Here is a 23,717-nt window from a genome sequence, read left to right as displayed (position 1 = left end):
CCGCGAACGCGGTCCCTCTGCACGACGATCAGCGGGCCGGCCCGTCGCCGGACTCGGCGAGCCGCTTGAGGTTCAGCAACTGCCGGCGGGCCATCACCAGGTCACCGAGGCATCCGCCGAGGGCGATCACCTGGTTCGTCCGCATCACGACCTTCAGCAGCAGGCGGGTGCCGTTCCCGGCGTCCGGCACCAGCACGTACGACAGGACCGCGCCCATGATCGAGGCGGTGAGGTGACGCCCCGGCTCGACCGCGAGAATCCGGCCGCGTCGCCGCCCGCCCGCAGTGGTGAACGGCTCGCCGGCCACCGGCTCGGGAAGGCCCACCAGCCGTTGCGGTGAGCGGCGGCCGAGGTTGTCGATCCAGTCGTACGAGTAGGGCGCGAGCCGGATCTGGCCGACCCACTGCCACACGGCCGCCGGTGGCGCGTCCACGCTCACCCCGCGCCACGCCCGCAATGTGGGCTCGGGCACGAAGTCGTCGCATGGGTAGCGGCGCAGCGTCTCGTCGTCGGAGACACCCCACCGGTCACCGAGCATCGGCCCGGCCCAGCACCAGCGTGGTCCGCAGGTCGAGCACGATGGTCCCGCCGAAGTCGTCCACGAGCCGGCCGAGGGCGGCGATCCCGCGTCGCTGCTGCTCCGGCGTGCGGGACAGGTACGGCCCGAACGTGCTCATCAACGCCAGGTAATGCTCCTTGTCCAGCGGCAACTCCCGCCGGATCACCTCGCGGCGTACGTCGTCGAACTGCCCGCTGTCGAGGACGTCCTGGTGGAACCAGTCGACGGGCCGCTCCCGGACGGTCGGGTCGACGGACCGCAGCGCCGCCCGGACGGCGTCCCGCTGCCCGGCGTCGACGTAGTCGTAGCGGTGCCCGAAGACGGCGAGCGTGCCGCCGGGGGCCAGGGCGCGCCGGGCCAGGGCGTTGCGGGTGGCGGCGTCCAGCCAGTGCCAGGCCATCGCGCAGGCGAGCACGTCCACCCCGCCGGCCGGTGGAGTCCAGCGTTCGAACGTCGTCACCTCGACGCGGGCGTCCGGAAACCGCTCGGCCAGCCGGGCCGCCATCAGCGCGTCGGGCTCGACGCAGGTCAGTGGCGCGCCGATCCGTACCAGGACGTCGGTGCCCTTGCCGGTGCCCGCGCCGACCTCGACGACGGACGTCGGCGTGCCGCCGTGGTAGGCGAGGATCGCCGCGGCGATCTCCGGTGGATACCCGGGCCGCACGCGCTCGTACAGGTCGGCGACCGTCCCGAAGACATTCATCACCAGCAGGATACGGCTCCGACCGGTCCCCGACAGACCGCGCGGAAACCGGCCCACCCGCTTCTACAGTCCGCACCATGAGGTGGACCCTGCGGCTGGTGGCGGCGCTCGGCGTACTCGTGACCGCTCTGGCAGCAGCGGCGGCGGGCGCCGCCGCGGCGCCCGCCGACGGCGGCCTCGGCCTGGCCCTGCGGCCCGGCCAGGCCGACTACCGCGCCGGGGAGCAGGTCCGCCTCGACCTCACCGTCACGAACGCCACCGGCGCGGCCTGCGCGCTCGCCACCCGCGCCGTCGGCACCGTGCAGATAACCGGGGTACGCCGGGACGGGCGCGACGTCGAGCCGACGCTCGCCCGCAGCTTCTACGAGGACGGGATCGGCGCCGCCGCCACCACGGCACTCACCACAGTGGAACCGGGCACGACCGCCACCGTGGCGTCGACCGGGGTACGGCTGCGCGACGGCGAGGTGGTGCTCCGGTCGGTGGCCGCCACCCCGGACGGCGGTGGGCTGGACACGCTCTGGCCGGTTGGCGCGCCCGGCCGGTACGAGGTGACCGCCGGCTATGTGACGCTGCCGGTGACCGGCGCGGCGGACCTGTGCGCGGGCGCGACGGCGCTGCGGACCACCACGTTCACCGTGTCCGACGACGGCGGGACCGGCCGGCGCTGGCTCTGGCTCGCCGGCGGGGGAGCGCTCGTGCTGCTCGTCGTCGCGGTGGTCGTGCTGCTGCTGGTACGCCGCCGACACCGGCCGACCGCCGCCGCCGTGGCGCTGCTGCTGGTCGCCGTCGGCGCGCTCGTCGGCGGTGGCGCCCGACCGGCGCGGGCCGACTACGGCGTCGACCCGACCGCCGGTGTGCCGGTCAGCGGTGTCGACTTCCAGGCGGCTGTCGACGGCTGCCTGGCCGGGTTCGCGCTGCCGGGCGGCGATCCGTCCGGCCTGCTGCCCCGGCTGCGCGACAAGAAGAGTCCCCGGGTGCGGATCATCCCGACCACCGGCGGCTCCGGCGCGTTCGAGACGCCGCAGAGCGCCGACGGCAAGGGCTCCTCGACCGTCACGTGGAACCCGACCTCCACCGACCCGTACGGCGACGGGGTGGCCCGCGACCCGTGCGCCGCGCTCTACCACGAGCTGAACCACGCCGACGACATCTCCCGTGACTCCGTGCCGCAGGGCGAGTGCGGCGGCACCGGCATCCGTACCGCCGAGGTGAAGGCGACGCTCGCGGAGAACCGCTACCGGGCGGCGAAGGGGTTGCCGCCGCGCACCGAGTACGACGGGAAGACGTTGCCGAAGAACCTCGACGAGTGCAAGAAGCCGGCCAAGAAGACGCCGCCGCCGAAGGGGCCGGTGAAGCTCTGCGAGGACGGCGCCGACTGCGGCGGCAGCAACGGCGACCCGCACCTGGTCACGTTCGACCGGGTCGCGTACGACTTCCAGGCCGTCGGCGAGTTCACGCTGGTCGCCGCGGCCGGCGGCGACCCGCTGGAGGTGCAGGTCCGGCAGGCCTCGATGGCGGGCACGCGGACCGCCTCGGTCAACTCGGCAGTCGCGTTCCGGGTCGGCGCGCACCGCGTCGCGCTCACCCTCACCGACGGCGGCACCCGCGTGCACGTCGACGGCGCGCCGCTCGCCGCGCCGCCGGACCGCACCGACCTGGCCGGCGGCGGCACGCTCGCCCGCCGTCCGTCGGACACCGGCCCTGCCGACGGGTACGACGTGACGTGGCCCGACGGCTCGGCGGCGGCAGTGGACCAGATCGGCCGGTACGGCTACCGGATCCTGGTGCGACTGGCCGACGGCCGGGCCGGGAAGGTACGCGGACTGCTCGGCGACTTCGACGGCGACCCGGCCGACGACATCGCGCCTGCCTCCGGGGCGGCGCTGGCCCAGCCGGTGCCGTTCGACAAGCTCTATCCCGCGTACGCGGACAGCTGGCGGATCACCGCGGACCGTTCGCTGCTGCACTACGACGACGGGCAGGACACCGGCGCGTTCACCGACCGTGCGTTCCCGGAACGGGAGGTCACCGTCGGCGACCTCGACCCGGCCCGGCGCGCGACGGCCGAGCAGATCTGCCGCTGGGCCGGCGTCACCGCACCCGCCCAGCTCGCCGAGTGCGTCTTCGACGTTGCGGTCAGCGGCCGTCCCGAGTTCGCCGTCGCAGGGGCCAGCACCGAACGGGTCGCGCCGCCGGCCGCCACCCCGATCGCCGCCGTACCCGTCGCCACCGCCACGCTCACCCCCGGCGGCGAGCCGCTGACGTTCGCCGCCCGCGCCGGGGACGCCGTCTTCGTCGACGCCACCGCCCCTGGAATCGGGGACCGCTGCTCGCCGTACGTGCTCACCGACCCGGGCGGCCGGGAGATCGCCAGCGGCTGCAACATCAAGGGCAACGGGTACGTCGACCGCGTCGACCTCACCGCCACCGGCACGTACGCGCTGCGGGTCGTCGCCGCGCCCGGCGACACCGGCCGGGCAGCCGTGCGGGTGTACGCGGCCCGGGACAGCGACGGCACGCTGCAACCGAACGGCCCGGCGGTCACCGCCACCGTCGAGCAACCCGGCGCACGGGCCCGCTACCGGTTCACCGGGCGCGCGGGCGAACGCGTCTACGTGGAGGTGCCCACGAGCAGCCTCACCGACCAGTGCTCACCGCTGGAACTGCGGGACGCCGACGGGCGGCTGCTGCGCAGCGGCTGCGTGGTCAACGGCGTCGGCGAGATCGACGGCACGGTGCTGCCCGCCGACGGGCCGTACACAGTGGTGGTCGACCCGACCGAACGCAGCACCGGCACGACCACGCTGCGGGTGGTCACCAGCCGGGACCGGGAGGCGGCGATCACGCTCGGCGGGCCCTCGGTCGTCGCCGTCGTGGACCGGCCCGGCGCGGTCATTGGCTACCGGTTCACCGCCGTCGCCGGTACGTCGGTCACGGTGAGCGCCACCGCCTCGGACCTGCCGGACCAGTGCGGCGTGCTGGCGCTGCGCGCGCCCGACGGCAGCACCGTCAGCAGCGGCTGCGTGATCAACGGGGCCGGCGAACTCGGGCCGACGGTGTTGCCGTCCTCCGGGGCGTACACCCTGGTGGTGGACCCGTCGGGGGCCGCGATCGGGCAGGTCACGCTGGCGGCGCGGTGAGGCCGACCCTGGATTTCGGGGGCGGCGGGCGGGCGTGCTAACGTCTCGTCCCGTTGTCAGCGAGCGCCGCTAGCTCAACTGGCAGAGCAGCGGACTCTTAATCCGCGGGTTCGGGGTTCGAGTCCCTGGCGGCGCACCAACGATCAAGGCCCCGACCTGGTGGTTCACACCGGGTTGGGGCCTTTTTCGCGTACGCGGGTGGTGGGTGGTCGCTCGGTGGGTGCTCGGGAGCCGTTGGACCGGAGCGACGTCTCGCGGCGCGCACCGTTGGTTCTCTCCCGAGGCGGTAACCGGACGCGTGTCAGGCGAGAGCTTCCGGGGCGCCTTTCGTCATGCCTGCTCCGACGAGGCAGCCTGGCAGACCCCGGACCCATCGACGGCCGGACGGGACGGATCATATTCTGACCCGTCGAAGGAGGCCGTCGTGTCCGCCACCCGGAGCGTGCTCACCCCGGCCACCTCGGCCGGTCCAGCCGGCCTGCGCCCCCGCACCTGGACCGCGCTGATCGTGCTCGGGCTCGTCGGGCAGATGGCCTGGACCATCGAGAACATCTACCTGAACCTGTTCGTGTACGACACGATCACCGACGATCCCAACGCGATCGCCACGATGGTCGCCGCCAGCGCCGTGACCGCCACTGTCGCCACCCTGCTGCTCGGTGCCCTCTCCGACCGGACCGGGCGGCGCAGGTCGTTCATCGCGGGCGGCTACCTGCTGTGGGGCGTCTCCACCGCCGCCTTCGGCTTCCTGACCGTGGGTTTCGTGGAAGACATCGCGCCCGTCGCGAACGTCGTGCTGGTCACGGCGATCGCGGTCATCACCCTCGACTGCCTGATGTCCTTCCTCGGCTCGGGCGCAAACGACGCGGCGTTCCAGGCGTGGGTCACCGACGTGACCGAGCCGGCGAACCGCGGCCGGGTCGAGTCGGTGCTCGCCATCATGCCGCTGGTTTCGATGCTGGTGATCTTCGGCGGGTTCGACGGGCTGGCCCGCTCCGGGAACTGGCAGCTGTTCTTCGTGATCATCGGCGCGATCATGGCCGTCGCCGGTCTGCTGGCGTGGTTCCTGGTCGAGGACAGCCCGTCACTCGTCCGGCACGAGGGCGGTTACCTGCGCGCCGTCGTCCACGGTCTGCGCCCGGCCGCCGTCCGGGCCAACCCGGGGCTCTACCTCGCCCTGGCCGCCTGGTCGATCTGGGGGATCTCCACACAGGTGTTCCTGCCGTATCTGATCATCTACCTCCAGCGGTACCTGCGGATCGAGGGGTACGCGATCGTCCTGGCCGTCGTCCTCGTCACGGCGTCGGCGGTGAGCGTGGTCGGCGGGCGGCTCATCGACCGCGTCGGCAAGGTGCGCTTCCTGCTGCCGGCGGTCCTGGTGTACGGCGCCGGCCTGGCGCTGATGTTCTTCGCCCGCGGCATGGTCCCCGTGATCGCCGCCGGGATCGTGATGATGTCGGGCTTCATGCTCGTCCTCGCGCCGATCGGCGCCATCGTGCGCGACTACTCACCGCCGGACCGGGCCGGCCACGTCCAGGGGCTGCGGATGGTCTTCGCCATCCTCGTCCCGATGCTCATCGGCCCCTACCTCGGCGCCGCCGTGATCACCGGCGCCGGCGAGGTCTACGAGGACCTCGGCGTGGTGAAGCAGGTCCCGACGCCGGGCATCTTCCTCATGGCACTGGCCGTGCTGGTCCTCATCGCGGTGCCGGCCGTGGCGCTGCGGCGGCGGGAGCAGGGGGCCCGGGCATGACGCTGCTGACCCCGTGGGGTGCCACGCTCGACGCGGAGCGTGTCCTGCCCGAGTACCCCCGTCCGCAGTTCGCCCGGGACAGCTATCTCAACCTCAACGGCCGGTGGGAGTACGCAATCACCGGTTCGGCCACCGAGCCCGAACGCTACGACGGCCAGATCCTCGTGCCGTTCTCCCCGGAGTCCACGCTCTCCGGCGTCGGGCGGCAGCTCCAGCCGGGCGAGACGCTCTGGTACCGCCGTCCGCTGACCCTCCCGGCGGGCTTCCACGCTGCCGGCTCGCGCCTGCTGCTGCACTTCGGCGCGGTCGACCAGACCTGCCGGGTCTACCTGAACGGGGTTGCGGTCGGCGGCCATACCGGCGGGTATCTGCCGTTCACCTGCGACATCACCGACGCGCTCCGCGAGGACGCCAACGTCCTGGTCGTGGCGGTCCAGGACGACAGCGACACCGGCCACCACTCCCGGGGCAAGCAGCGGCTGCGCCGCGGCGGCATTTGGTACACCGCCCAGTCCGGGATCTGGCAGACGGTGTGGGCCGAGAGCGTGCCCGCCGTGCACCTGCGGCACCTCACCCTGACCCCGCTCCTCGACGAGCGGTGCGTCGAGGTGACTGTGCACGCGACGGCGGCCTCCGGCGAGGCCGGCATCCGGATCCTGGCCGACGGGGTTGCGGTGGCCGAGGCCAGCGCGCCGGTCGGCGTGGCAGTGCGCATCCCGATCCCGCAGGTACGGCAGTGGAGCCCCGAGGATCCGTTCCTCTACGACGTGACCGCCGAGCTGGGCGCGGACCGGGTCCGCAGCTACTTCGGCATGCGCTCGTTCGGTGTCGGACCGGACGGGGACGGCGTGCCCCGGCTGCTGCTCAACGGCCGGCCGTACTTCCACGCCGGGATCCTCGATCAGGGCTACTGGTCGGACGGCATGTACACGGCGCCCTCCGACGAGGCGATGATCGCCGACATCGCCACCATGAAGCGGCTCGGGTTCACCATGCTGCGCAAGCACATCAAGATCGAGCCGCTGCGCTGGTATTACCACTGCGACCGGCTGGGGATGCTGGTCTGGCAGGACATGGTCAACGGCGGCAGCAGTTACCACCCGCTGGTCGTCACCGCGCCGGCGGTGACGCCGCTGCGGCTGCCCGACCGGGGCCGGTGGCGGCGCTGGTTCGGCCGTGCCGACGCCGGCGGACGGGACCGGTTCCGGGCCGAGCTGCGCGAGACCGTCGAGCACCTGCGCAACGTGGTGAGCCTCGCCGTGTGGGTGCCCTTCAACGAGGGCTGGGGGCAGTTCGACGCGGCCCGGATCGCCCGCGACGTCGCCCAACTCGACAGCACCCGTACTGTCGACCACGCCAGCGGCTGGCACGACCAGGGCGGCGGCGACCTGCGCAGCCTGCACGTCTACTTCCGCCGCTTCCGGGTGCCGCGGCGACGCAGCGACCGCCGGGTGCTGGTGCTGTCCGAGTACGGCGGCTACAACCTGCGCGTCGACGGGCATGCCTTCAGCCACAAGGATTTCGGTTACCGGCGGTACCGGAGCGCCGAGGAACTGGCGGAGGCGTTCACGCGGCTGCACACCGAGCAGATCGTGCCCGCGATCCGGGCCGGCCTGAGCGCGACCGTCTACACCCAGCTGTCCGACGTGGAGGACGAGCTGAACGGTCTGCTCACGTACGACCGGCGCGTGGTCAAGCTTCCCGAGGAAGTGGTCCGGCAGGTCAACGAGCGGCTGCGTCACCAGCGGTTCTGAGCTTCCTCCGCCCAGCCGACCAGGCCGTCCAGAGCCACCCGTTCGCCGTCGTCCGCCTGCGCCCAGCCGGAGAAGTGCCCGAAGCACTGGTGTGTCTCGCTGGCCACGACGCCGAGGTTGGTGCGCGAGATCTTCTCGTGGAACGGATGGAACTCCACCTCGACCCGATCACCGCTGATCCGCCACGGCCGCAGCCAGTCGTGGCGGTCGTAGCTCCAGTGCAGTTCGGCGCCGAGCTTGTGCAGCCGGCCGCCGACGAACAGCGCGTTCTCGGTCGAGCCGGTGCCGTCGGTCCACTTGCCGCCGAGCTGAATCGACACGTCCGGTCCGCTGCCCGCCGCCCAGTTCCACGTGATCGCATACGGCCACCTGCCACGGCCGTGGTCGAGCACGGCGAACGAGTCCTCCTCGTCCACGACCTGCGTCGTGCCGTTCACCCGTAGCGAGCCGCGTACCGGACGCCCGACGTCCTTGACCGTGTACTGGAACCGGCGTGTGCTCCACGGGACCACGACGCCGAGCGACTCGTGGCCGGGCGGGAGCGGCACCACGAGGTCGATCTCCATGCCCGGTGCGGTGGCACGGATCGTGCTGCCCTCGGCGGTCTGGTCGATGTCGATCGACAGGCCGCCTCCGCGCGCGTACACGGTGCCCGCGCCGCTGACCGGCGGCAGCACGGCGCCACGGGCGAAGGGGACCACGGCGTCCTTGCCGGTCTCGACCTTCGTGGCGCGGTCGAGCACGTAGATGCCGTGCACCCCGGCGTAGTCCAGCGACGACGCGACGAGGCCGACGATGTGGGTGGGGGTCACGATCCCCCAGTACTCCCAGCGCTTGGTCCTACCCCAGCCGCGCAGGTTCGCCCGGTGCAGCGGCCGGCGGGTCCAGCCGACCGCGGCGGGGTTGAGCCGCCCGTCCGGCATGCACAGGTCGACCGGCTCGACGATCTCCTTCTCGTGCGTCATCGGGGGAGCGTAGCGACCGCCTCAGTAGTCGATGTTGATGGCGGCGACCTGGCGGCTGCCGTTGGAGACGATGGCCGGGCCGGCGAAGCGGGAACCGGTGTACGTCAGCGCCGTCTTGTGGCCGGGGCTGTTGAACCACGCCTCGATCATCTGCTCCGGCGTGGCGGTGCCGGACGACGCGAACAGCACCTCGTGACCGCAGTGCGTCAACCCGCTGCCCGCGTTCAGGTTCTTCCGTACGCATGCCTCGGCCTCGCGGTGCTGCGCCGGGCCGAGCTTGACCTCGGTCAGCCCGAGCGCGCGACGTCGCTCGTTGAGCAGCACCAGCAGTCGCCGTTCCGCGGCGGACACACCCGTCGACGTGCCGGCGGACCTGGAGGGCGACGGGGTCGGCTTCGGTGACGGCTTCACCGACTTGGTGGGGGTGGGACTCGGGCGGCGCGCTGCGGTAGGGGAGGGCGTCAGCGGGCTCGGGGAGGGCGTGAGCGCCGGTGCGGCGGTCGCCGCCGAGGGCTGCGCGGCTGCCGCGCTCGTCGGCTGCTGCGTCGACCCGCTCGGGTAGTTGGCGAGGATCAGACCACCCCCGCCGAGCACGGCGACGGCGGCGACGACGCCGACCAGGGTCTTGGACAGGGACAGCGCCGACCGAGCTCCGACGGCCACGGCCTGCACGCCGGGCGGGGCGACGTGCGACGGCGAGGCGACGGTGCGCAGGTTGTGCGTAACGTCCGAGGCGAGATCGGCCGGTACGGGCGTGAGCGCCAGGCCGGCCAGCAGCCGCTCGGCGGGAACCAGGTCGTTCGTCGCGTCCGGGCAGTGCGGGCAGTCCCGGATGTGGCGGGCGAACCGCTTGCGCCACACCGGTGCCGGCTGGCGGTCCCAGCCGCCGGCCGTGTCGGCCAGGCCGGCGCACCCGGGCCGGGCGGTGAGTGCTCGTACCACCTGCCGGGCGGTGTCCAGCTGCGCCTTCATCCGGGACACCCGGACTGTCACGTGGTGCGGGGCCAGGTTCAGGGCGTCGACCAGGTCGGCGCGGCTGAGGTGGCCGGCCTCGACCAGCCACCACAGGGACAGCAGGTGGCGGTGGTCGTCGTCCAGCCAGCGCGTGGCCAGGACGACCTCCCGGCGCTGGTCGGAGAGGCGGAGCTGGGTCAGGGTCAGGTCCTCGAAGTCCGCGCGCGGGTCGATCACGTTGTCGATGTCCTCCGGCGGCGCCGGGGTGGTGTGCCGGCGCTGCGTGTGGGTGCGGATCTCGTTCATGGTTACGGCGACCAGCCAGGACCGGAACGACAGCGGGTCACGGAGGCCCGGCAGCCCGCGTACGACGCCCACCATCGCGTTCTGCACCACGTCGTCGACGTCGGACGACCGGTTCAGTGCCCGGCCCACGATGTTGTAGACCAGCGGCAGACAGTGCGAGACCAGCTCGTCCATCGCCGCCCGGTCGCCGCGGCGTGCCGCGTCCACCACCGTCGACATGTCGGCCCTGCCCGGGTACGCGTGAGAGGACACGCTCACAACCTCGCCTTCACGGAACGATCTCGTACACGGTGGAGACTGTCCGGTACGCGGTCAGGTCACACAAATGCGTGCGGTGTCGGTGGGAGGCATTACCTTCTCCGCCATGCCATTGATCACAGTCACCGACGAGGTCGTCGGTGCTCCGAGCGGGCCCGCGTGGACCATCGAGGTCTTCGAGGAAGAGCTACGGCTCGACGAGCTGATCCGACGGCGTGTTTCGCTGGAGATCGCCGAGTCCGGAGTGGACGTCGATCCGGGGGAGCGCACCCGTCTGACGCTGGAGGCGTTCGGCCGCAACGCCTTCGTGGTGCTCGTCGACGACCACCAGGTCACCGACCTGGACGAGAAGGTCCGCCTGCACGCGGGATCCCGCGTCACCTTCCTCAAGCTCGTTCCGCTGGTGGGTGGCTGAATGAGCGCGTACGACCCCGAGTCGGCCCTGCGCGATGTGGCCGCCACCGCCAAGAAGTGGTGGGGCCCGAGCGCCGAAAACCTCAACGAGACCGGAAAGCAGGAATTCGTCGACCGGGTGGTGACGGTGTGCGGATGGGCACCGGCGGGGACGGCTCCGTCGCTGCTCGCTGCGCTCAAAGATCCGCACGGGCCCTACGATCTCGCTGCGCCGTTGGTCGAGCTGCTGCCGGACGCCACCCAAAAGATCGAGTTGGTCGCCGCCGCCGTGGCCGACCTGACCGGCGACGACGCGGATCACGACAGGCGGGTCGCCGCCGCCTCCACCCTGATCGACAGTCTGCCGGGCCTGCCGTACCAGCACGAGAAGCCGTTGGACCGGGCCCGGGGCGAAGCGTGGCGTCGGACGACAGAACTCCTGGCCGCACAACCGGCTTCGGTGCGGCAGGTGGTGTTCGACGCGCTCACGGTGCCGGAGGAGAAGAGCGACGGCCGGGGCAAGCTGATCCGTGCCGCGCGCTCCGGCGGCGGCCTCGACGGCTCGGCCTGGCTCGGCCGGCTGGGCACTCAGGCCTGGCTGGGATTCAATTACTGGAGTTGGCACCTCAACCGGTTCACCTGGGATGCCATTCAGGCGGAGGCGGCGGCCGGGCGGGTGAACCCGGCGGCGCTGGCGACCTGGCGCCGGACCGGGATCGAGCGCTCGCTGAGCGACATCAGCGACGAGGCCGACCGGATGTGGCCGATCCCCAACGTCGGTGAGCAGTGGGCCGACCGCGCCGTCGCGGACATCGACGCGATGCCGGCGGACCGTAGGTCCGCCTGGGAGGCGCTGCTGGCGCACTGCCCGGTCGAGGTGGACAAGGCGAAGCCGACGGCCGGTTGGCGCAAGCAGGCCCGGTCGCTGCTGGACGCGGTGGGCGTCGACGAGTTCACCGCCCGGCTCGACGACTGGCTCCCGCTCGTCGGGCAGTCCCGCAGCCTGCCGCTGCGCATGACCACGTGCTGCCCCGGCCACATCAAGGACTTTCCACCGCGATTGCTCGACCGCTACAACGTCAGACTGCTGTGGGGGCTGATCTGGATGCGGACGATGTGCCCGCCGTCCGAAGAGGCTCTGCGCAGCCTCGGCCAGATCGCGGAACGGGCCGCCCGCAAGATCTCCGGCCACGGCCCGGCGAGCCCGAAACTGGCGAACGCCGCGGTGGCGGCGCTCGTCGACACCGATCACCCGGCCGCCCTCGCCCAGCTGGCGCGGCTGTCCTCGCGGCTGACCTACAAGAGCACGCTGCGCCTGGTGGAGAAGGGACTGACCCGGCACGCCGAGGCGCGCGGCGTCAGCCGGGAGGACGTCGAGGAGATGGCCCTGCCCGGCTTCGGGCTGCCGCTGGCGGACAAGCTCGGCGACTGCTCGTACGAGCTGGAGGTGCGCGGCGTCGACGCCGTAGTGGTGTGGCGCAACGCGGACGGCAAGGCGGTCAAGACGCCGCCGGCGCAGGTGCGCAGGGACCACGGCGACGAGGTGAAGGAGCTGAAGGCGACTGTCGTCGACGTCGCCGCGACGCTCGTCGCCACCCGCGACCGGCTGGAAGGGCTGCTGCGGCGGGACCGTTCGTGGACCGTCGAGCAGTGGCGCGAACGGTTTCTGGACCATCCGCTGGCCCGTACCCTGGCCCGGCGGCTCGTCTGGACCGTCGACGGCGTGGCCTGCTGCTGGGCCGGTGAGGCGCTGCGGACGGTGGACGACACCGTGTTCGAGCCCGCTGCCGACGCGACGGTCCGGTTGTGGCATCCGGTGCTCGACCCCGACGCGGTGGGGCCGTGGCGGGACTTCCTCACCCGGCACGAGATCACCCAGCCGTTCAAGCAGGCGCACCGGGAGCAGTACCTGCTCACCGACGCGGAGCCGGCCACCGGAACGTACTCCAACCGGTTCGCCGCGCACATCGTCCTCCAGCACCGGCTCAACGCGCTGCTGTCCCGCCGCGGCTGGTCGTACGTCCAGCACCGCAACGACGGGGCCTCGTACAACCTGCCCTGGCTGGCACTGCCGGACTGGGGGCTGCGCGCCGAGCTGGGCGTCGCCGGGATCGAGGACCGGGGCGACGACCTCGTGTTCGACACGATGGGCACCGACCAGCTGTGGTTCGTCCGGGGAGAGCGCCTGCCGGTTGCGCTGGCGGAGGTTCCGCCCGTGGTGCTGAGCGAGGTGATGCGCGACGTCGACCTGTTCGTGGCCGCGGCCGGGGTTGGCGCCGACCCGAACTGGTTCGACGGCGGGCCGGAGGGCCGGTATCGCGACTACTGGTCGCGGAGCAGCTTCGGCGAGCTGACCCCGACCGGCCGGACGCGCCGGGACGTGCTGGCGGACCTGATCCCCCGGCTGGCGATCGCCGGCCGCTGCACGCTCACCGACAGGTTCCTGGAAGTACGCGGCGACCTGCACACGTATCGCATCCACTGCGGCTCGGGAAACATCCTGATCGCCCCGGACGAGCGGTACCTGTGCATCATCCCGGACTCGGCGAAGGCGAAGGAACCGGAGATGTTCCTGCCCTTCGAGGGCGACAGCCGGCTCGGCGAGATCATCAGCAAGGCGTTGCTGCTGGCCGGCGACAAGAAGATCAAGGATCCGGTGATCCTGCGCCAGCTGTGAGGCGGCCGGCGGGCGCCGGGCCCAGGGTCAGCTCGGCGCCCGCTTCGGCAGCAGCAGCTCCTCGTGGTCGAGTTCACGTTCCAGCACGCGCAGTCCCTCGTCCGGCAGCCGGCCGGAGTCACGCCACCGCAGTAGCTCCTCGCGCTGTGCCTCCAGCGCGGTCCGGTGGACCCGCAGCGCCGTCTCGTACTCGGGTGAGGTGGGCAGCTCCGATGATCCGCTCTGCTGGAGCAGGTCGAGCCGCCCCCGGTAGCGGGCCAGCCGGGTCAGCAACTGGGCGCGGGTGGTGTTGACCGCCACCCGCGTGTCCGGCTCCTCGGCGGCGACGGCGTCGAGGCGGGCCAGGGCGGCCTCGACGGCGGCGGAGCGGGCCTCGTTGCGTACCCGGGCCTGGTCGGCCTCGTCGGCGCGCAGGCCGAGCATCCGCACGAGCGGCGCGAACGTCAGGCCCTGCCCGACGAGTGTCACCAGGACGACCACGAAGGTGCAGAACAGCAGCAGGTCGCGGTCGGGGAACGGGTCTCCGCTGTTGGTGGTCAGCGGCAGCGTGAAGATGGCGGCCAGGCTGATCACGCCCCGGGTGCCGGACCAGCTCAGCGCCACCACCTCGCGTGCGGTCAGTCCGCGGGCGTTGCGCTCGGCTTGCCCGGCTCGCCGTGCCGCGCCGGGCGGGTCGGTGTCGTCCTGTTCGGAGATGCCGCCCAGCCGGGTGTGCAGCGACCGGGGGAGCCACTGGGTCAGGATCAGCCAGGCCGGGCGCAGGAGCAGGACCACGCCGACGGACACGGCGACGGCGATGACGATGGTCGACGTCTCGTACTGGCGCAGGCCCCGCATGACGGCGGGGAGCTGCTGGCCGATCAGCAGGAAGACGAAGCCTTCGAGGAGGAAGTCGACGAGCCGCCACACCGCGTTGGTCTGCAGGCGGGCGGCGCCGGAACCGAACTGCGGCGTCTGGTGGCCGACGATCAGGCCGGCGACCACCACGGCCAGTACGCCGGAGACGTGCAGCGCCTCGCCGAGGAGGTACGCCACGAACGGTGTGGCGAGCGAGATGGCGTTGGACAGCAGCGGGTCCGCGGTGAGCGGCCGGACCAGCCGTTTCGCCCGGGCGACGACCACGCCGACAGCGATGCCGCCGGCTGCCGCGAGCACGAACTGCCCGACGGCGGCGTGGAACGAGAACTCGCCGCCCACCGCGGCGGCCACCGCGACGCTGAGCATGGTCAGCGCGGTGGCGTCGTTCAGCAGCCCTTCGCCCTGGATGATCGTGACCATCTTCGGCGGCAGGTTGACCCGGCGGCCCACGGCCAGGGCGGCGACCGGGTCGGGCGGGGCGACGGCGGCGCCGACGGCGATGCCGGCGGCCAGGGTCGCGCCGGCGACGAACAGGTGGAATCCGACGCCGACGAGCAGTCCGGTGAGGAGCACCAGCACCACGGAGAGGCTGACCACGATCCGCAGGTTGCGGCGGATGTCCAGCAGTGACGAGTCGAGCGCGGCGCTGTAGAGCAGCGGCGGCAGCACGACCATGAGCACGAGGTCGGGATCGAGGCCGATGTTGGGGCCGGGGAGCAGCGCGTACGCGATGCCGATGAGCGGCAGGAGCGCGGCAGCGGGCAGACCGGTCCGGGAGGCCACCCACCGTACGGCGATGACGACCGCGACGGCGGCGAGCACGAACAGCAGCGTCGAATGGGTGCTCACCCCGACCGACCCTACCCGTTTTCGCGGGCGTCGTTCGTTGGGGTGGGGCCCGGGCCGGCGAGGCGTTGACCAACTTGTGGTGTGAACGCTAACATGCAGAACGTTTGATAGACGTGCGTCTATCTGGAGGTGGGTCGGTGTCCAGCAGGGTGAGCGGAGAGCATGCGGCGTGGCGACGGATGGCGTCGGCGGCGGTGGCCGCGATGGTGGCGGCGTTCGCGCTGACCGTCCCCGCCGCGCCGGCCCGGGCGGCCACCGCCCTCACCGTCAACGGCGCCTCCGGCGGGCGGGCGCTCGACGGGGTCGGCGCGGTCAGCGGCGGCGGCGGAAACAGCAGACTCCTGATCGACTACCCGGAGCCGCAGCGCAGCGACATCCTCGACTACCTGTTCAAGCCGGGTTACGGCGCCGCGATGCAACTGATGAAGGTGGAGATCGGTGGCGACACCAACTCCACCTCCGGCGCCGAGCCCAGCCACGAGCACACCCGGGGCAGCGTGAACTGCAACCGGGGCTACGAGTGGTGGCTGATGGAGCAGGCGCGGGCGCGGAACCCCGCCATCGCCCTGGTCGGTCTGGCCTGGGGAGCGCCCGGCTGGATCGGCAACGGCAACTTCTGGTCCACCGACTCGATCAACTACCTCGTCGGGTGGCTGGACTGCGCGGCGACGCACGGACTGACCATCAACTACCTCGGCGGGTGGAACGAGAAGGGCTACAACACCACCTGGTACAAGAACCTGCGCTCCACACTCAACTCCCGCGGCTACGGCAATGTGAAGATCGTCGCCTCGGACGACTTCGGGTGGGGCGCCGCCGACGACTCGCTGCGGGACCCGGCGTTCGCCAACGCGGTGCAGGTCTTCGGCAGCCACTACGTCTGCGGCTACCGCAGCGCCCAGACCAGCTGCCCCAGCTCCGCCAATGCCATCTCCACCGGCAAGCAGCTGTGGGCCAGTGAGAACGGCTCCGACGACTACAACGCCGGCGCGTCGGCCCTCGCCCGGGGCATCAACCGCGGCTACCTCGACGGCAAGATGACCGGGTACATCAACTGGCCGGTGATCGCCGCCATCACCCCCAACATTCCCTGGGCGACCACCGGCGTGGCGGTGGCGCAGCAGCCGTGGTCCGGCGCCTACTCGATCGGCAGGAGCACCTGGGTGATGGCGCACACCACCCAGTTCACGGCGCCGGGCTGGCGCTATCTCGACTCGTCCAGCGGCTACCTGGGGGGCAACCGCGGCAACGGCAGCTATGTCTCGCTGAAGTCCACAAACAACAGCGACTGGAGCACCATCATCGAGACGCAGGACGCGGGCTCGGCCCAGCAGCTCGACGTCACCGTCACCGGCGGGCTCTCCGCCGGCACGGTGCGCGTGTGGGCGACGAACCTCAGGTCCAACAACAGCGCCGAGTACTTCGTCCGGGGCGCCGACATCACACCGAACGGCGGGCGCTTCTCGCTTACCGTCCAACCCGGCTACGTCTACAGCATCACCACCACGAGTGGGCAGGGGAAAGGCACGGCTGTCAGTCCGGCCCAGGGCACCCTGGATCTGCCGTACCAAGACAACTTCGACAGCTACGCCACCGGGCGCGAAGCCCGGTACCTGATGGACCAGCAGGGCTCGTTCGAGATCGTCGGCTGCGGTGGCGGCCGGACCGGACAGTGCGTCCGCCAGATGTCCGAGCAGGCGCCGATCTACTGGACGTCCGGCCAGGCCGAACCGTACGCCCTGCTGGGCGATCTGACCTGGCGCAACTACACGGTCTCCTCGGACGTGCTGCTGGAGAAGCCCGGCTACGCCCAGCTCATCGGCCGCGGCAACACCTACAACCACCAGGGCCCGCAGAACCTCAACGGCTACTACTTCCGGGTCACCGACGGCGGCGCCTGGTCGATCCGGAGCAACAACACCAGCGGCAACTGGCGCACCCTGGCCAGCGGCAACACCGCGGCGCTGGGCACCGGACGCTGGCACAACCTCTCGTTGAAGCTCAATGGCAGCACCCTCACCGCGGCGATCGACGGCACCACCGTCGGCACCGTGTCGGACTCCGCCTGGGTGGCCGGCCAGATCGGGTACGGCACCGGCCAGGGCGTCACCGCCCAGTTCGACAACCTCGCGATCACGCCGGGCGACGGTTCCAGCGGCCCGACCGGAGAGGTGCGCAGCGCGAGCGCCAACCGCTGCCTCGACGTCAACGGCGCCAGCCAGGCCGACGGCGCGGTCGTGCAAATCTGGGACTGCAACGGTGGGCCCAACCAGCAGTGGACGGTCGGCGCGAACAACCAGCTCACCGTGTACGGCAACAAGTGCCTCGACGTCCCAGGCACCGCGTCCGGCAGCCGCGCGCGGATCATGACCTGCACCGGCGGCAGCAACCAGCAGTGGCGGATCAACGCCGACGGCACCATCGTCGGGGTCGGCTCGGGCCTCTGCCTGGACGTCAACGGGCAGGGCACCACCAACGGCACCGCGGTGCAGATCTGGACCTGCAACGGCGGCAACAACCAGCGGTGGGTACGCGGCTGACCCGCAGCTCGCGCCGACCCGTCTTTCCCGTCGTCGACCCGGCGAACGTCGAGCGCACGTCAACTGCGGGTTGACGCCAGCGTAGGCGTCAACCTATGGTTGACGCATGGGAGAGAACGAACCGCTCAAGATGACCCACCCGGTACGCCTCGACGACCTCATCGAAGGCATCAAGAAGGGGCGCGCCGGCGTGCTCGACCAACTGGCCGACGCGGTCCTCGTGGCCGACCACCTGGGCGACGTCGCCGACCACCTCATCGGGCACTTCGTCGACCAGGCGCGACGCTCCGGCGCGTCGTGGACGGAGATCGGCCGCAGCATGGGCGTGAGCAAGCAGGCCGCCCAGAAGCGTTCCGCCGCCAAGTCGGAGACCGCCGCCGCGCTCGACCCGAACGCCGGATTCAACCGGTTCACCCCGCGCGCCCGCAACGTCGTGCTGGCCTCGCAGGAGGAGGCGCGGGCGGCAGGTAATGCCGAGATCACCCCGGGGCACGTCGCGCTCGGGCTGCTCGCCGAGCCGGAAGGGCTGGCCGCCGCCGCGATCGTGGCTCGGGGCGTACCCCTGGAGCGGTTGCGGGAGGTCGTCACCGCGACTCTGCCGGCGAAGGCCGACCAGGTTCCGGACCTGATCCCCTACGACGCGCGGGCCAAGAAGGTGCTGGAGCTGACGTTCCGGGAGGCGCTGCGGATGGGACACAACTACGTCGGTACGGAGCACATCCTGCTCGCCCTGCTGGAGGAGGAGGGCGGCGACGGCGTGCTGGCCGGCCTCGGGCTGGAGAAGGACGCGCTGGAGTCGGCGTTCGAGGCGGCGCTGGCCGAGATCACCCGCAAAGGGGCCTGACACCGGTCCGGGCACGCGCCACGGGGGCGCGTGCCCGGCTGGTGTCAGCCCGCGGCAGGGAAGCCGTAGCGGGCGGCGTGCTCGGGGTCGGCGGGGTCGACCTGGCGGATGCCGGCGTCGGCGAGGCGCTTGTTCACCTCGTCCAGGCGTTCCCGGACCAGCCGGGCCTCCTCCTCGGTGACGCGGCCGCGGTGCGGCCGCCCGGCGTGCTCGATGGTGCCGTAGTCGATCTTCTCGGTGGCGCGGCGCGCCTTGGGTGGCTTGACCCGCTCGGCGGTCCGCAGCAGTTGCGCCATCGGCACGTCGGTGGCCATCGCGTCGAACTCGCTCGCGGTCAGCACCACCCGGCGCGGCTCGCCGTGGCCGTGCCGGTCGTGGATCTCGACCACCGCGACGTCCAGCGCCGCGTCGTCGATGCTCTCCACGTCGACCGGGGTGGCGTCCAGTTGCACGGGCCCGGCGACCAGGTCCGGGTGCTCCAGTACGACGACCTTGACCACCTCGTCGTCGGCGCTCAGCACCTGGCCGGTGAAGTCGGAGACGTGGATCGTCTTCTTGCCCATGCGCGGAGCTTCTCCTGTCGTAGGCCGGAAATCGGACCACAAGACGCTACCGCACAGGTGTGCGAAGGCCGGGACGCCGCCGGCCGGTGTGTCGCCGCCTACCCCCGTCAGAGGGGAGAGAGGCCACGCCAGGCTGCGGTGCCTGCTGGTTGCGCGTTCAGCTCGGCCCAGGAGAGTCCACGGTCGCGGGCTTCGCGGTAGGCCCGCTGCGCCGGGAAGCGTGCGGCGGTGCCGGCGGCCCGCCAGCTCCGCTCCGGGTCCTGCTGGAATCGGTCATTCGGTTCGTGAGGCATGACCACTACCGTCCCAGAGAAACTTGTCCATGTATGGAAATGAATATGACGCAGGGTCGATGCCTCCGGTTCCCTTGAAGCGTCAAATTCCTGCGGCCGACCGGCGGATTACACATCGTCATCCGTCGCTGGCGTGCCGACCCACTACCCTCCCGCCGCGCGTCTCAACCCCGCGGGATCAACGGATTACCCGACCACTGACGGCCCGGTCCGGCGTACCATGATCACGTGCTCGACCGGCGGGTCTTCCTTCACCTGGCGGCCTGGCTGGGACAGTGGCCGGCGGGCCCCGGACTGCACGTGGTCCGGTCCCACCGCCGCGCCCGCCCGGCCTGGGACGGCCGCCTGCGCCCGGCCGTCGCGGTGACGGCGGGCGGCAGCACCGTCCTCTCGGTCGCCGCCGACCGGGTGGAGGCGGTCCGGGCGCTGGTCCGGGGACGGCCGCCCGGCGAGTGGCTGCCCGCGCTCCCGGCAGCCGTCGGCGCGCCCGACTTCATCGCGCACACGTCAGTTTTCCGCTGGTGCGCCGACCCGGCGCCGCTGCCCGAGGTGGGGGAGTGGGTGCCGCCCACGCTGCCCGGGCTGCCGCCGTGGTTGCGGCTGTTCGACCGGGAGGTGCTCGTGGTCCGGGGCGCCGACGGCGAGTACCGGGCCGGGGTGGGCGTGAAGCGGCACGACGCGTACGGGCACGAGCTGGCGGTGGGCACGGTGCCGACGGCTCGCGGGCGCGGCCTGGCGCGGCGCCTGGTCGCGCAGGCGGCCCGCCGGGTGCTGGACGAGGGGGCGATCCCCACCTACCTGCACGACCCCGGCAACGTCGCCTCGGCCCGGGTGGCCGAGGCGGCCGGGTTCCCGGATCGGGGCTTCACCGCGTTCGGCGTCTTCCCCCGCTGACCCGGCTCGGCCTCCCTCGCCGACCCGGCCTGGCGCGGACCGTGGATCCCGGGCCGGATCCACGGTCCGCAGCTCTCCCCCAGGTCCCGACACCGGTAACGCTATGTGTTAGTGCCGATGGTGAACAAGGGGTGTGCTGCTGTCCGGTTACGGACTCTCACCTGCGGAATCGCTGGCGGCTGCGCCGACGGGTCTCAGTGACGCAGCGTGTGGATCAGGGCGAGCGCCTGCCGGGTGACCGGCCGCAGCACGCGCAGCCGGGACAGCCCCACCAGCCGGTCCACGAGCGGCACCACGCCGTCGATGAGCTGGCGGGTCTTGACCTGCCCCTCCGAGCGGTCGTGCACCCAGTACAGCACCACCCCCATGTAGCCGAGCCAGAGCAGCTCGGGCAGGGCCTCGCGCAGCTCGTCGTCGAGCTTGGCGGTGGACCCGGCGAGGGCCTCGCGGAACAGCGCTATCGACATGTCCCGGGGCTCCGACGACTCGGCGGAGAACGGGCTGAGCGGCGAGGTGGGCTCGGCCGCCGTCTTGAAGAAGGCGCCCGCGAACGCGTGGTACGGGCTCAGCACGTCGATGCCCGCGTGCAGCACCCCGGCCAGTCGCGCGGCGAACTCCCGCTCCCGGGCGAGCACCGGCGCGGCGGCCGCCCGGTGCTCCCGCTGGGTGCCCGCGTAGAACTCCTGGACCAGGTGCTCCTTGGAGCCGAAGTAGTAGTAGGCGTTGCCCACCGCCACGCCGGCCTCCTGGGCGACCGCGCGCATCGTCGTGCGCGCGTACCCGCGCTCGCGGAACAGCCGCATCGCGGTGTCCAGGATCAGCTGGCGGGTCTGCTCACCCCGGGCCGTCGACCCCTGCCCACCCGCAGCGGTCGTCGGCGCACTCTGCTCGGTCATCGTCGTCACCGTATCCCGGTTCCCGGATCCGCTCGCGGACCGCTGAGGCCGCCGCCACCACCCGCCGGGCCAGCGGCAGCAGGTGCGGGCGGGCCAGCCGCTCGGCCGTGCCCCGATGCTCGGCGAGCGCCCAGAGGCAGGCGAACCAGGCGCCGTCGCCGGTGTAGACCGCGCCCGTGTCGGCCACCACCGTCAGGTCCCGCAGCGTGGCGTCGTGGTCCAGGCCGGGAAAGCGCCGCCGGGCCTCGGCGGACCCGGCCGGCACGAACTCCAGCGGTACGAGCTGGGGCCGCGAGTCGAGCCACCGCCGGGCGCCCCGGCACATCGGGCAGCCCGCGTCGTACAGGACGGTGAACCCGCGGATCCCACCGGCCCCGTGCCCGGTGGGATCCGACGGGTGTCCGCCGGGGGCGGACGTCACCGGGCCGGCGGGTTGGGGCCGGTCGCCGGTACGGGCCCGCCCTGCGGCGGCGGGAGCATTCTGACCGGCGGCAGCGGCGGGTGGGTGGCCTGCTGCCGCAGGCGACCGCGCCGGTAGCGGCCGAGCGCGAAGACGTTGAAGAAGTGCAGCGCGCCGAGCACGAGCAGGACCAGCCCGACCTTCATGGAGAGCTGCTCCAGCGCCTGGCTCGTGTCGCCGACCGGATCGGACTCCTTCATCGCCACCGTGACGTAGCCCAGGTTGAGCAGGTAGAAGCCGACCACCAGCAGGCTGTTGACCGCCTCGGCCAGCCGGCTGTCGGCGAACACGTCCTGCAGGAACACCAGCCCGTTGCGGGACAGTGCCCGCGCCACCCAGATGGTCAGACCGATGCTGACCACCAGGTAGGCCAGGTACATCCAGACCTTCGCGTCCATCCCCGTTGCCTCTCTTGAACGTGTTCAAATCAAGGACGCCCTGAGCGTACGACAGATTTTGAACGTGTTCAATAGTGGCGTGGTCAGCCGGTCAGGCCGAGCGTCTGCGCGGCGGCGCGACCGTTGGCGTGGCTGGCGCCGTAGGTGGCGACGAAGGCACGCGCGGCGGCCGGCCGCCAGTCGCCCGGCCACCCCATCTCGACCACAGTCACCTGATGCGTCGCGGCCAGCGCCTCGATCAGCTCGCGCGCGCCGGGCAGCCGGTGCAGGTGCCGCCCGACAAGCACGACCGGCCGGTCCCCGGCGAGCCGCCGCAGCTGCTCCGGGTCGGTCTCGCCGGCCACCGCGCGAGCCTGCTCGACGCCGGCGACCAGGTGCGGGCCGAGCCCCCACGGCACCCGCCCCTCGGCGATGGTCGAAGCGGCGTGCACCTGCACCACCAGCGGCGCGACGGCGCGGGTGAGGTCACCCTCGACCCGTACCGCCCGCAGCGCGGCGGCGTAGCCGAGTCCGTCGGCGGCGGGCGGCGGGGTGGCGGTGGGGCCGGTGGCGGCGGCGAGCGCTGCGGTCCGGCCGGCCGCCTCCTCGACCCGCTCGCGCGCCAGCCGGCCGTCGCCGATCGCCGCGACGATCTCGGCGGCGACCGACTCGACCAGCTCGGCGTCGACCCGCGCGCCGATGCAGAGCAGGTCCGCGCCGGCGGCCAGGGCCCGGACCGCGCCCGTGCCGACCCCGCCGGCGGCGAGCACCGCGCCCTTCATCTCCAGCGCGTCGGTGATGACCGCGCCGGTGAAGCCGTACTCGACGCGCAGCAGATCGTGCAGGACCGCGCGGCTGAACGTGGCCGGGCCGTCGCCGGTCAGCGCCGGCACCCGGATGTGCGCGGTCATCACCGCGCGGACGCCCGCGTCGACCACCGCGGCGAACGGCGGCAGGTCCCGCTCGCGCAGGACGGCCGGCGGCACGTCGACGGTGGGCAGCTCGTGGTGGGAGTCGGCGACTGTGGCGCCGTGCCCGGGGAAGTGCTTGGCGCAGGCGGCCACGCCCGTCGCCTGGAGGCCGGTGACGGCGGCGGCCGAGTGGACGGCCACCCGCTTCGGGTCGGCGCCGAACGAGCGGGTGCCGATGACCGGGTTCTCGTCGGCGGTGTTCACGTCGACCGTGGGCGCCAGGTCGAGCGTGACGCCGAGCGCGGCCAGCTCCGCGCCGATCGCCGCGTACACCTGGCGGGTGAGCTCGGGGTCGTCGACGGTGCCGAGCGCGGCGTTGCCCGGGTACGGGCTGCCGGTGGCGTGGGCCAGCCGGGTGACGTCGCCGCCCTCCTCGTCGATCGCGACGATCACGTCGGCGCGGCCGGCGCGCAGCGCCGCTGTCGCGGCCGCCACCTGGGCGGGGTCGTGGATGTTGGTGCCGAACAGGGTGTGCCCGGCGAGCCCGTCGGCGAGCAGGTCGACCGCCCAGTCCGGCGGGACCGGCCCCGGGTACGCGGCCAGCAACGTGCCCAGCGCGAGCCGCCGGAGTCCAGGATCCTGACCCACGAGTATCCCCTTTCCCTGCCGGGTCGTCCGAGCTTCGCGGATCGAGGCGGCCGATACGCTAACGGGCACCCCTCGGCAGGCGTTTTGTGGTTAGAAAACTTTACTGAAAATTGAGGACG

At 72.3% G+C, this 23,717-nt stretch carries 18 protein-coding genes and 1 tRNA gene; 9 read left to right on the top strand and 10 right to left on the bottom strand.

Features of this window, described 5'->3' with window-relative positions; translation table 11 throughout:
- Positions 1 to 28: 28 nt before the first annotated feature.
- Together ACSDG8_RS11285 and ACSDG8_RS11280 are read right to left on the bottom strand one after the other, a co-directional pair.
- Positions 29 to 538: a polyketide cyclase gene (locus ACSDG8_RS11285; protein ID WP_439427862.1), complete on the bottom strand. Its 510-nt coding sequence runs from the start codon at positions 536 to 538 to the stop codon at positions 29 to 31.
- A complete protein-coding gene (locus ACSDG8_RS11280) occupies positions 528 to 1,262 on the bottom strand; it encodes a class I SAM-dependent methyltransferase (RefSeq protein ID WP_210898681.1) in 735 nt (244 codons plus the stop codon). Before ACSDG8_RS11280 ends, ACSDG8_RS11285 begins: the two co-directional genes overlap by 11 nt.
- Positions 1,263 to 1,339: 77 nt before the next feature.
- Here ACSDG8_RS11280 and ACSDG8_RS11275 point away from each other — a divergent pair, with 77 nt between their 5' ends.
- The 4 genes from ACSDG8_RS11275 (at position 1,340) to ACSDG8_RS11260 (ending at position 7,912) form a co-directional block, all read left to right on the top strand.
- A complete protein-coding gene (locus ACSDG8_RS11275) occupies positions 1,340 to 4,405 on the top strand; it encodes a VWD domain-containing protein (RefSeq protein WP_439427861.1) in 3,066 nt (1,021 codons plus the stop codon).
- Positions 4,406 to 4,468: 63 nt separating this feature from the next.
- Positions 4,469 to 4,544: transfer RNA gene (locus tag ACSDG8_RS11270), tRNA-Lys, on the top strand.
- A gap of 285 nt (positions 4,545 to 4,829) precedes the next feature.
- Positions 4,830 to 6,158 carry an MFS transporter gene (locus tag ACSDG8_RS11265; RefSeq protein WP_439427860.1) on the top strand — a complete coding sequence of 443 codons (1,329 nt, stop codon included), beginning with the start codon at positions 4,830 to 4,832 and terminating at the stop codon, positions 6,156 to 6,158.
- A complete protein-coding gene (locus tag ACSDG8_RS11260) occupies positions 6,155 to 7,912 on the top strand; it encodes a glycoside hydrolase family 2 protein (protein ID WP_439427859.1) in 1,758 nt (585 codons plus the stop codon). The genes ACSDG8_RS11265 and ACSDG8_RS11260 overlap by 4 nt, the downstream gene beginning before the upstream one ends.
- Here ACSDG8_RS11260 and ACSDG8_RS11255 read toward each other — a convergent pair.
- Entirely contained in the window at positions 7,897 to 8,877 is a 981-nt protein-coding gene (locus ACSDG8_RS11255) for a DUF2804 domain-containing protein (protein ID WP_210943077.1), read from the bottom strand. The genes ACSDG8_RS11260 and ACSDG8_RS11255 overlap by 16 nt on opposite strands.
- A 21-nt stretch (positions 8,878 to 8,898) precedes the next feature.
- The gene (locus ACSDG8_RS11250; RefSeq protein ID WP_307856250.1) at positions 8,899 to 10,389 is read right to left on the bottom strand and encodes a sigma-70 family RNA polymerase sigma factor; all 1,491 of its coding nucleotides are present in this window, start codon (positions 10,387 to 10,389) and stop codon (positions 8,899 to 8,901) included.
- 112 nt (positions 10,390 to 10,501) lie between these two features.
- On the opposite strand from ACSDG8_RS11250, the gene ACSDG8_RS11245 reads away from it, so the two are divergent.
- A complete protein-coding gene (locus tag ACSDG8_RS11245) occupies positions 10,502 to 10,810 on the top strand; it encodes a hypothetical protein (protein WP_247688326.1) in 309 nt (102 codons plus the stop codon).
- Positions 10,811 to 13,465, top strand: a complete 2,655-nt coding sequence (locus tag ACSDG8_RS11240) for a DUF4132 domain-containing protein (protein ID WP_210943074.1) — start codon at positions 10,811 to 10,813, stop codon at positions 13,463 to 13,465.
- 27 nt (positions 13,466 to 13,492) lie between these two features.
- Here the strand turns inward: ACSDG8_RS11240 and ACSDG8_RS11235 are convergent, their stop codons facing one another.
- Positions 13,493 to 15,172 carry a Na+/H+ antiporter gene (locus tag ACSDG8_RS11235; RefSeq protein ID WP_210898697.1) on the bottom strand — a complete coding sequence of 560 codons (1,680 nt, stop codon included), beginning with the start codon at positions 15,170 to 15,172 and terminating at the stop codon, positions 13,493 to 13,495.
- Between the two features lie 179 nt (positions 15,173 to 15,351).
- Here ACSDG8_RS11235 and ACSDG8_RS11230 point away from each other — a divergent pair, with 179 nt between their 5' ends.
- Positions 15,352 to 17,712: a ricin-type beta-trefoil lectin domain protein gene (locus ACSDG8_RS11230; protein ID WP_210898867.1), complete on the top strand. Its 2,361-nt coding sequence runs from the start codon at positions 15,352 to 15,354 to the stop codon at positions 17,710 to 17,712.
- Positions 17,713 to 17,818: 106 nt separating this feature from the next.
- On the top strand, positions 17,819 to 18,556 hold the full coding sequence (locus tag ACSDG8_RS11225; protein WP_210898699.1) for a Clp protease N-terminal domain-containing protein: 738 nt from the start codon (positions 17,819 to 17,821) through the stop codon (positions 18,554 to 18,556).
- A 44-nt stretch (positions 18,557 to 18,600) separates the two neighbouring features.
- Here the strand turns inward: ACSDG8_RS11225 and ACSDG8_RS11220 are convergent, their stop codons facing one another.
- Positions 18,601 to 19,119 carry a hypothetical protein gene (locus ACSDG8_RS11220; protein WP_210898701.1) on the bottom strand — a complete coding sequence of 173 codons (519 nt, stop codon included), beginning with the start codon at positions 19,117 to 19,119 and terminating at the stop codon, positions 18,601 to 18,603.
- 521 nt (positions 19,120 to 19,640) lie between these two features.
- Between ACSDG8_RS11220 and ACSDG8_RS11215 the strand changes: the two genes are divergently transcribed.
- Positions 19,641 to 20,306, top strand: a complete 666-nt coding sequence (locus ACSDG8_RS11215) for a GNAT family N-acetyltransferase (RefSeq protein ID WP_210898705.1) — start codon at positions 19,641 to 19,643, stop codon at positions 20,304 to 20,306.
- A gap of 194 nt (positions 20,307 to 20,500) precedes the next feature.
- Here ACSDG8_RS11215 and ACSDG8_RS11210 read toward each other — a convergent pair whose 3' ends face one another.
- The 4 genes from ACSDG8_RS11210 to ACSDG8_RS11195 form a co-directional block, all read right to left on the bottom strand.
- Complete coding sequence (locus ACSDG8_RS11210; RefSeq protein WP_210898707.1) at positions 20,501 to 21,202, bottom strand: TetR family transcriptional regulator; 702 nt, start codon at positions 21,200 to 21,202, stop codon at positions 20,501 to 20,503.
- Positions 21,141 to 21,623: a thiol-disulfide oxidoreductase DCC family protein gene (locus ACSDG8_RS11205; protein ID WP_210898709.1), complete on the bottom strand. Its 483-nt coding sequence runs from the start codon at positions 21,621 to 21,623 to the stop codon at positions 21,141 to 21,143. Before ACSDG8_RS11205 ends, ACSDG8_RS11210 begins: the two co-directional genes overlap by 62 nt.
- On the bottom strand, positions 21,620 to 22,060 hold the full coding sequence (locus tag ACSDG8_RS11200; RefSeq protein WP_210898711.1) for a hypothetical protein: 441 nt from the start codon (positions 22,058 to 22,060) through the stop codon (positions 21,620 to 21,622). Before ACSDG8_RS11200 ends, ACSDG8_RS11205 begins: the two co-directional genes overlap by 4 nt.
- A gap of 83 nt (positions 22,061 to 22,143) precedes the next feature.
- The gene (locus tag ACSDG8_RS11195; protein WP_210898712.1) at positions 22,144 to 23,598 is read right to left on the bottom strand and encodes a glycoside hydrolase family 3 protein; all 1,455 of its coding nucleotides are present in this window, start codon (positions 23,596 to 23,598) and stop codon (positions 22,144 to 22,146) included.
- Between the last annotated feature and the right edge of the window lie 119 nt (positions 23,599 to 23,717).

The organism is Micromonospora sp. LA-10 (assembly GCF_051853095.1).
Lineage (GTDB): Bacteria > Actinomycetota > Actinomycetes > Mycobacteriales > Micromonosporaceae > Micromonospora > Micromonospora echinospora_A.
Note: the sequence above shows the minus strand (reverse complement) of the source record. Positions and strands in the feature narration are given on the sequence as shown.

Bases quoted from the DNA above. Each gene is read 5' to 3' on its own strand.
- ACSDG8_RS11280 (WP_210898681.1), bottom strand. From the start codon at position 1,262: ATGAATGTCTTCGGGACGGTCGCCGACCTGTACGAGCGCGTGCGGCCC.
- ACSDG8_RS11240 (WP_210943074.1), top strand. From the start codon at position 10,811: ATGAGCGCGTACGACCCCGAGTCGGCCCTGCGCGATGTGGCCGCCACC.
- ACSDG8_RS11220 (WP_210898701.1), bottom strand. From the start codon at position 19,119: ATGGGCAAGAAGACGATCCACGTCTCCGACTTCACCGGCCAGGTGCTG.
- ACSDG8_RS11210 (WP_210898707.1), bottom strand. From the start codon at position 21,202: ATGACCGAGCAGAGTGCGCCGACGACCGCTGCGGGTGGGCAGGGGTCG.
- ACSDG8_RS11255 (WP_210943077.1), bottom strand. From the start codon at position 8,877: ATGACGCACGAGAAGGAGATCGTCGAGCCGGTCGACCTGTGCATGCCG.
- ACSDG8_RS11285 (WP_439427862.1), bottom strand. From the start codon at position 538: ATGCTCGGTGACCGGTGGGGTGTCTCCGACGACGAGACGCTGCGCCGC.
- ACSDG8_RS11275 (WP_439427861.1), top strand. From the start codon at position 1,340: ATGAGGTGGACCCTGCGGCTGGTGGCGGCGCTCGGCGTACTCGTGACC.
- ACSDG8_RS11200 (WP_210898711.1), bottom strand. From the start codon at position 22,060: ATGGACGCGAAGGTCTGGATGTACCTGGCCTACCTGGTGGTCAGCATC.
- ACSDG8_RS11225 (WP_210898699.1), top strand. From the start codon at position 17,819: ATGGGAGAGAACGAACCGCTCAAGATGACCCACCCGGTACGCCTCGAC.
- ACSDG8_RS11245 (WP_247688326.1), top strand. From the start codon at position 10,502: ATGCCATTGATCACAGTCACCGACGAGGTCGTCGGTGCTCCGAGCGGG.
- ACSDG8_RS11260 (WP_439427859.1), top strand. From the start codon at position 6,155: ATGACGCTGCTGACCCCGTGGGGTGCCACGCTCGACGCGGAGCGTGTC.
- ACSDG8_RS11230 (WP_210898867.1), top strand. From the start codon at position 15,352: ATGGCGTCGGCGGCGGTGGCCGCGATGGTGGCGGCGTTCGCGCTGACC.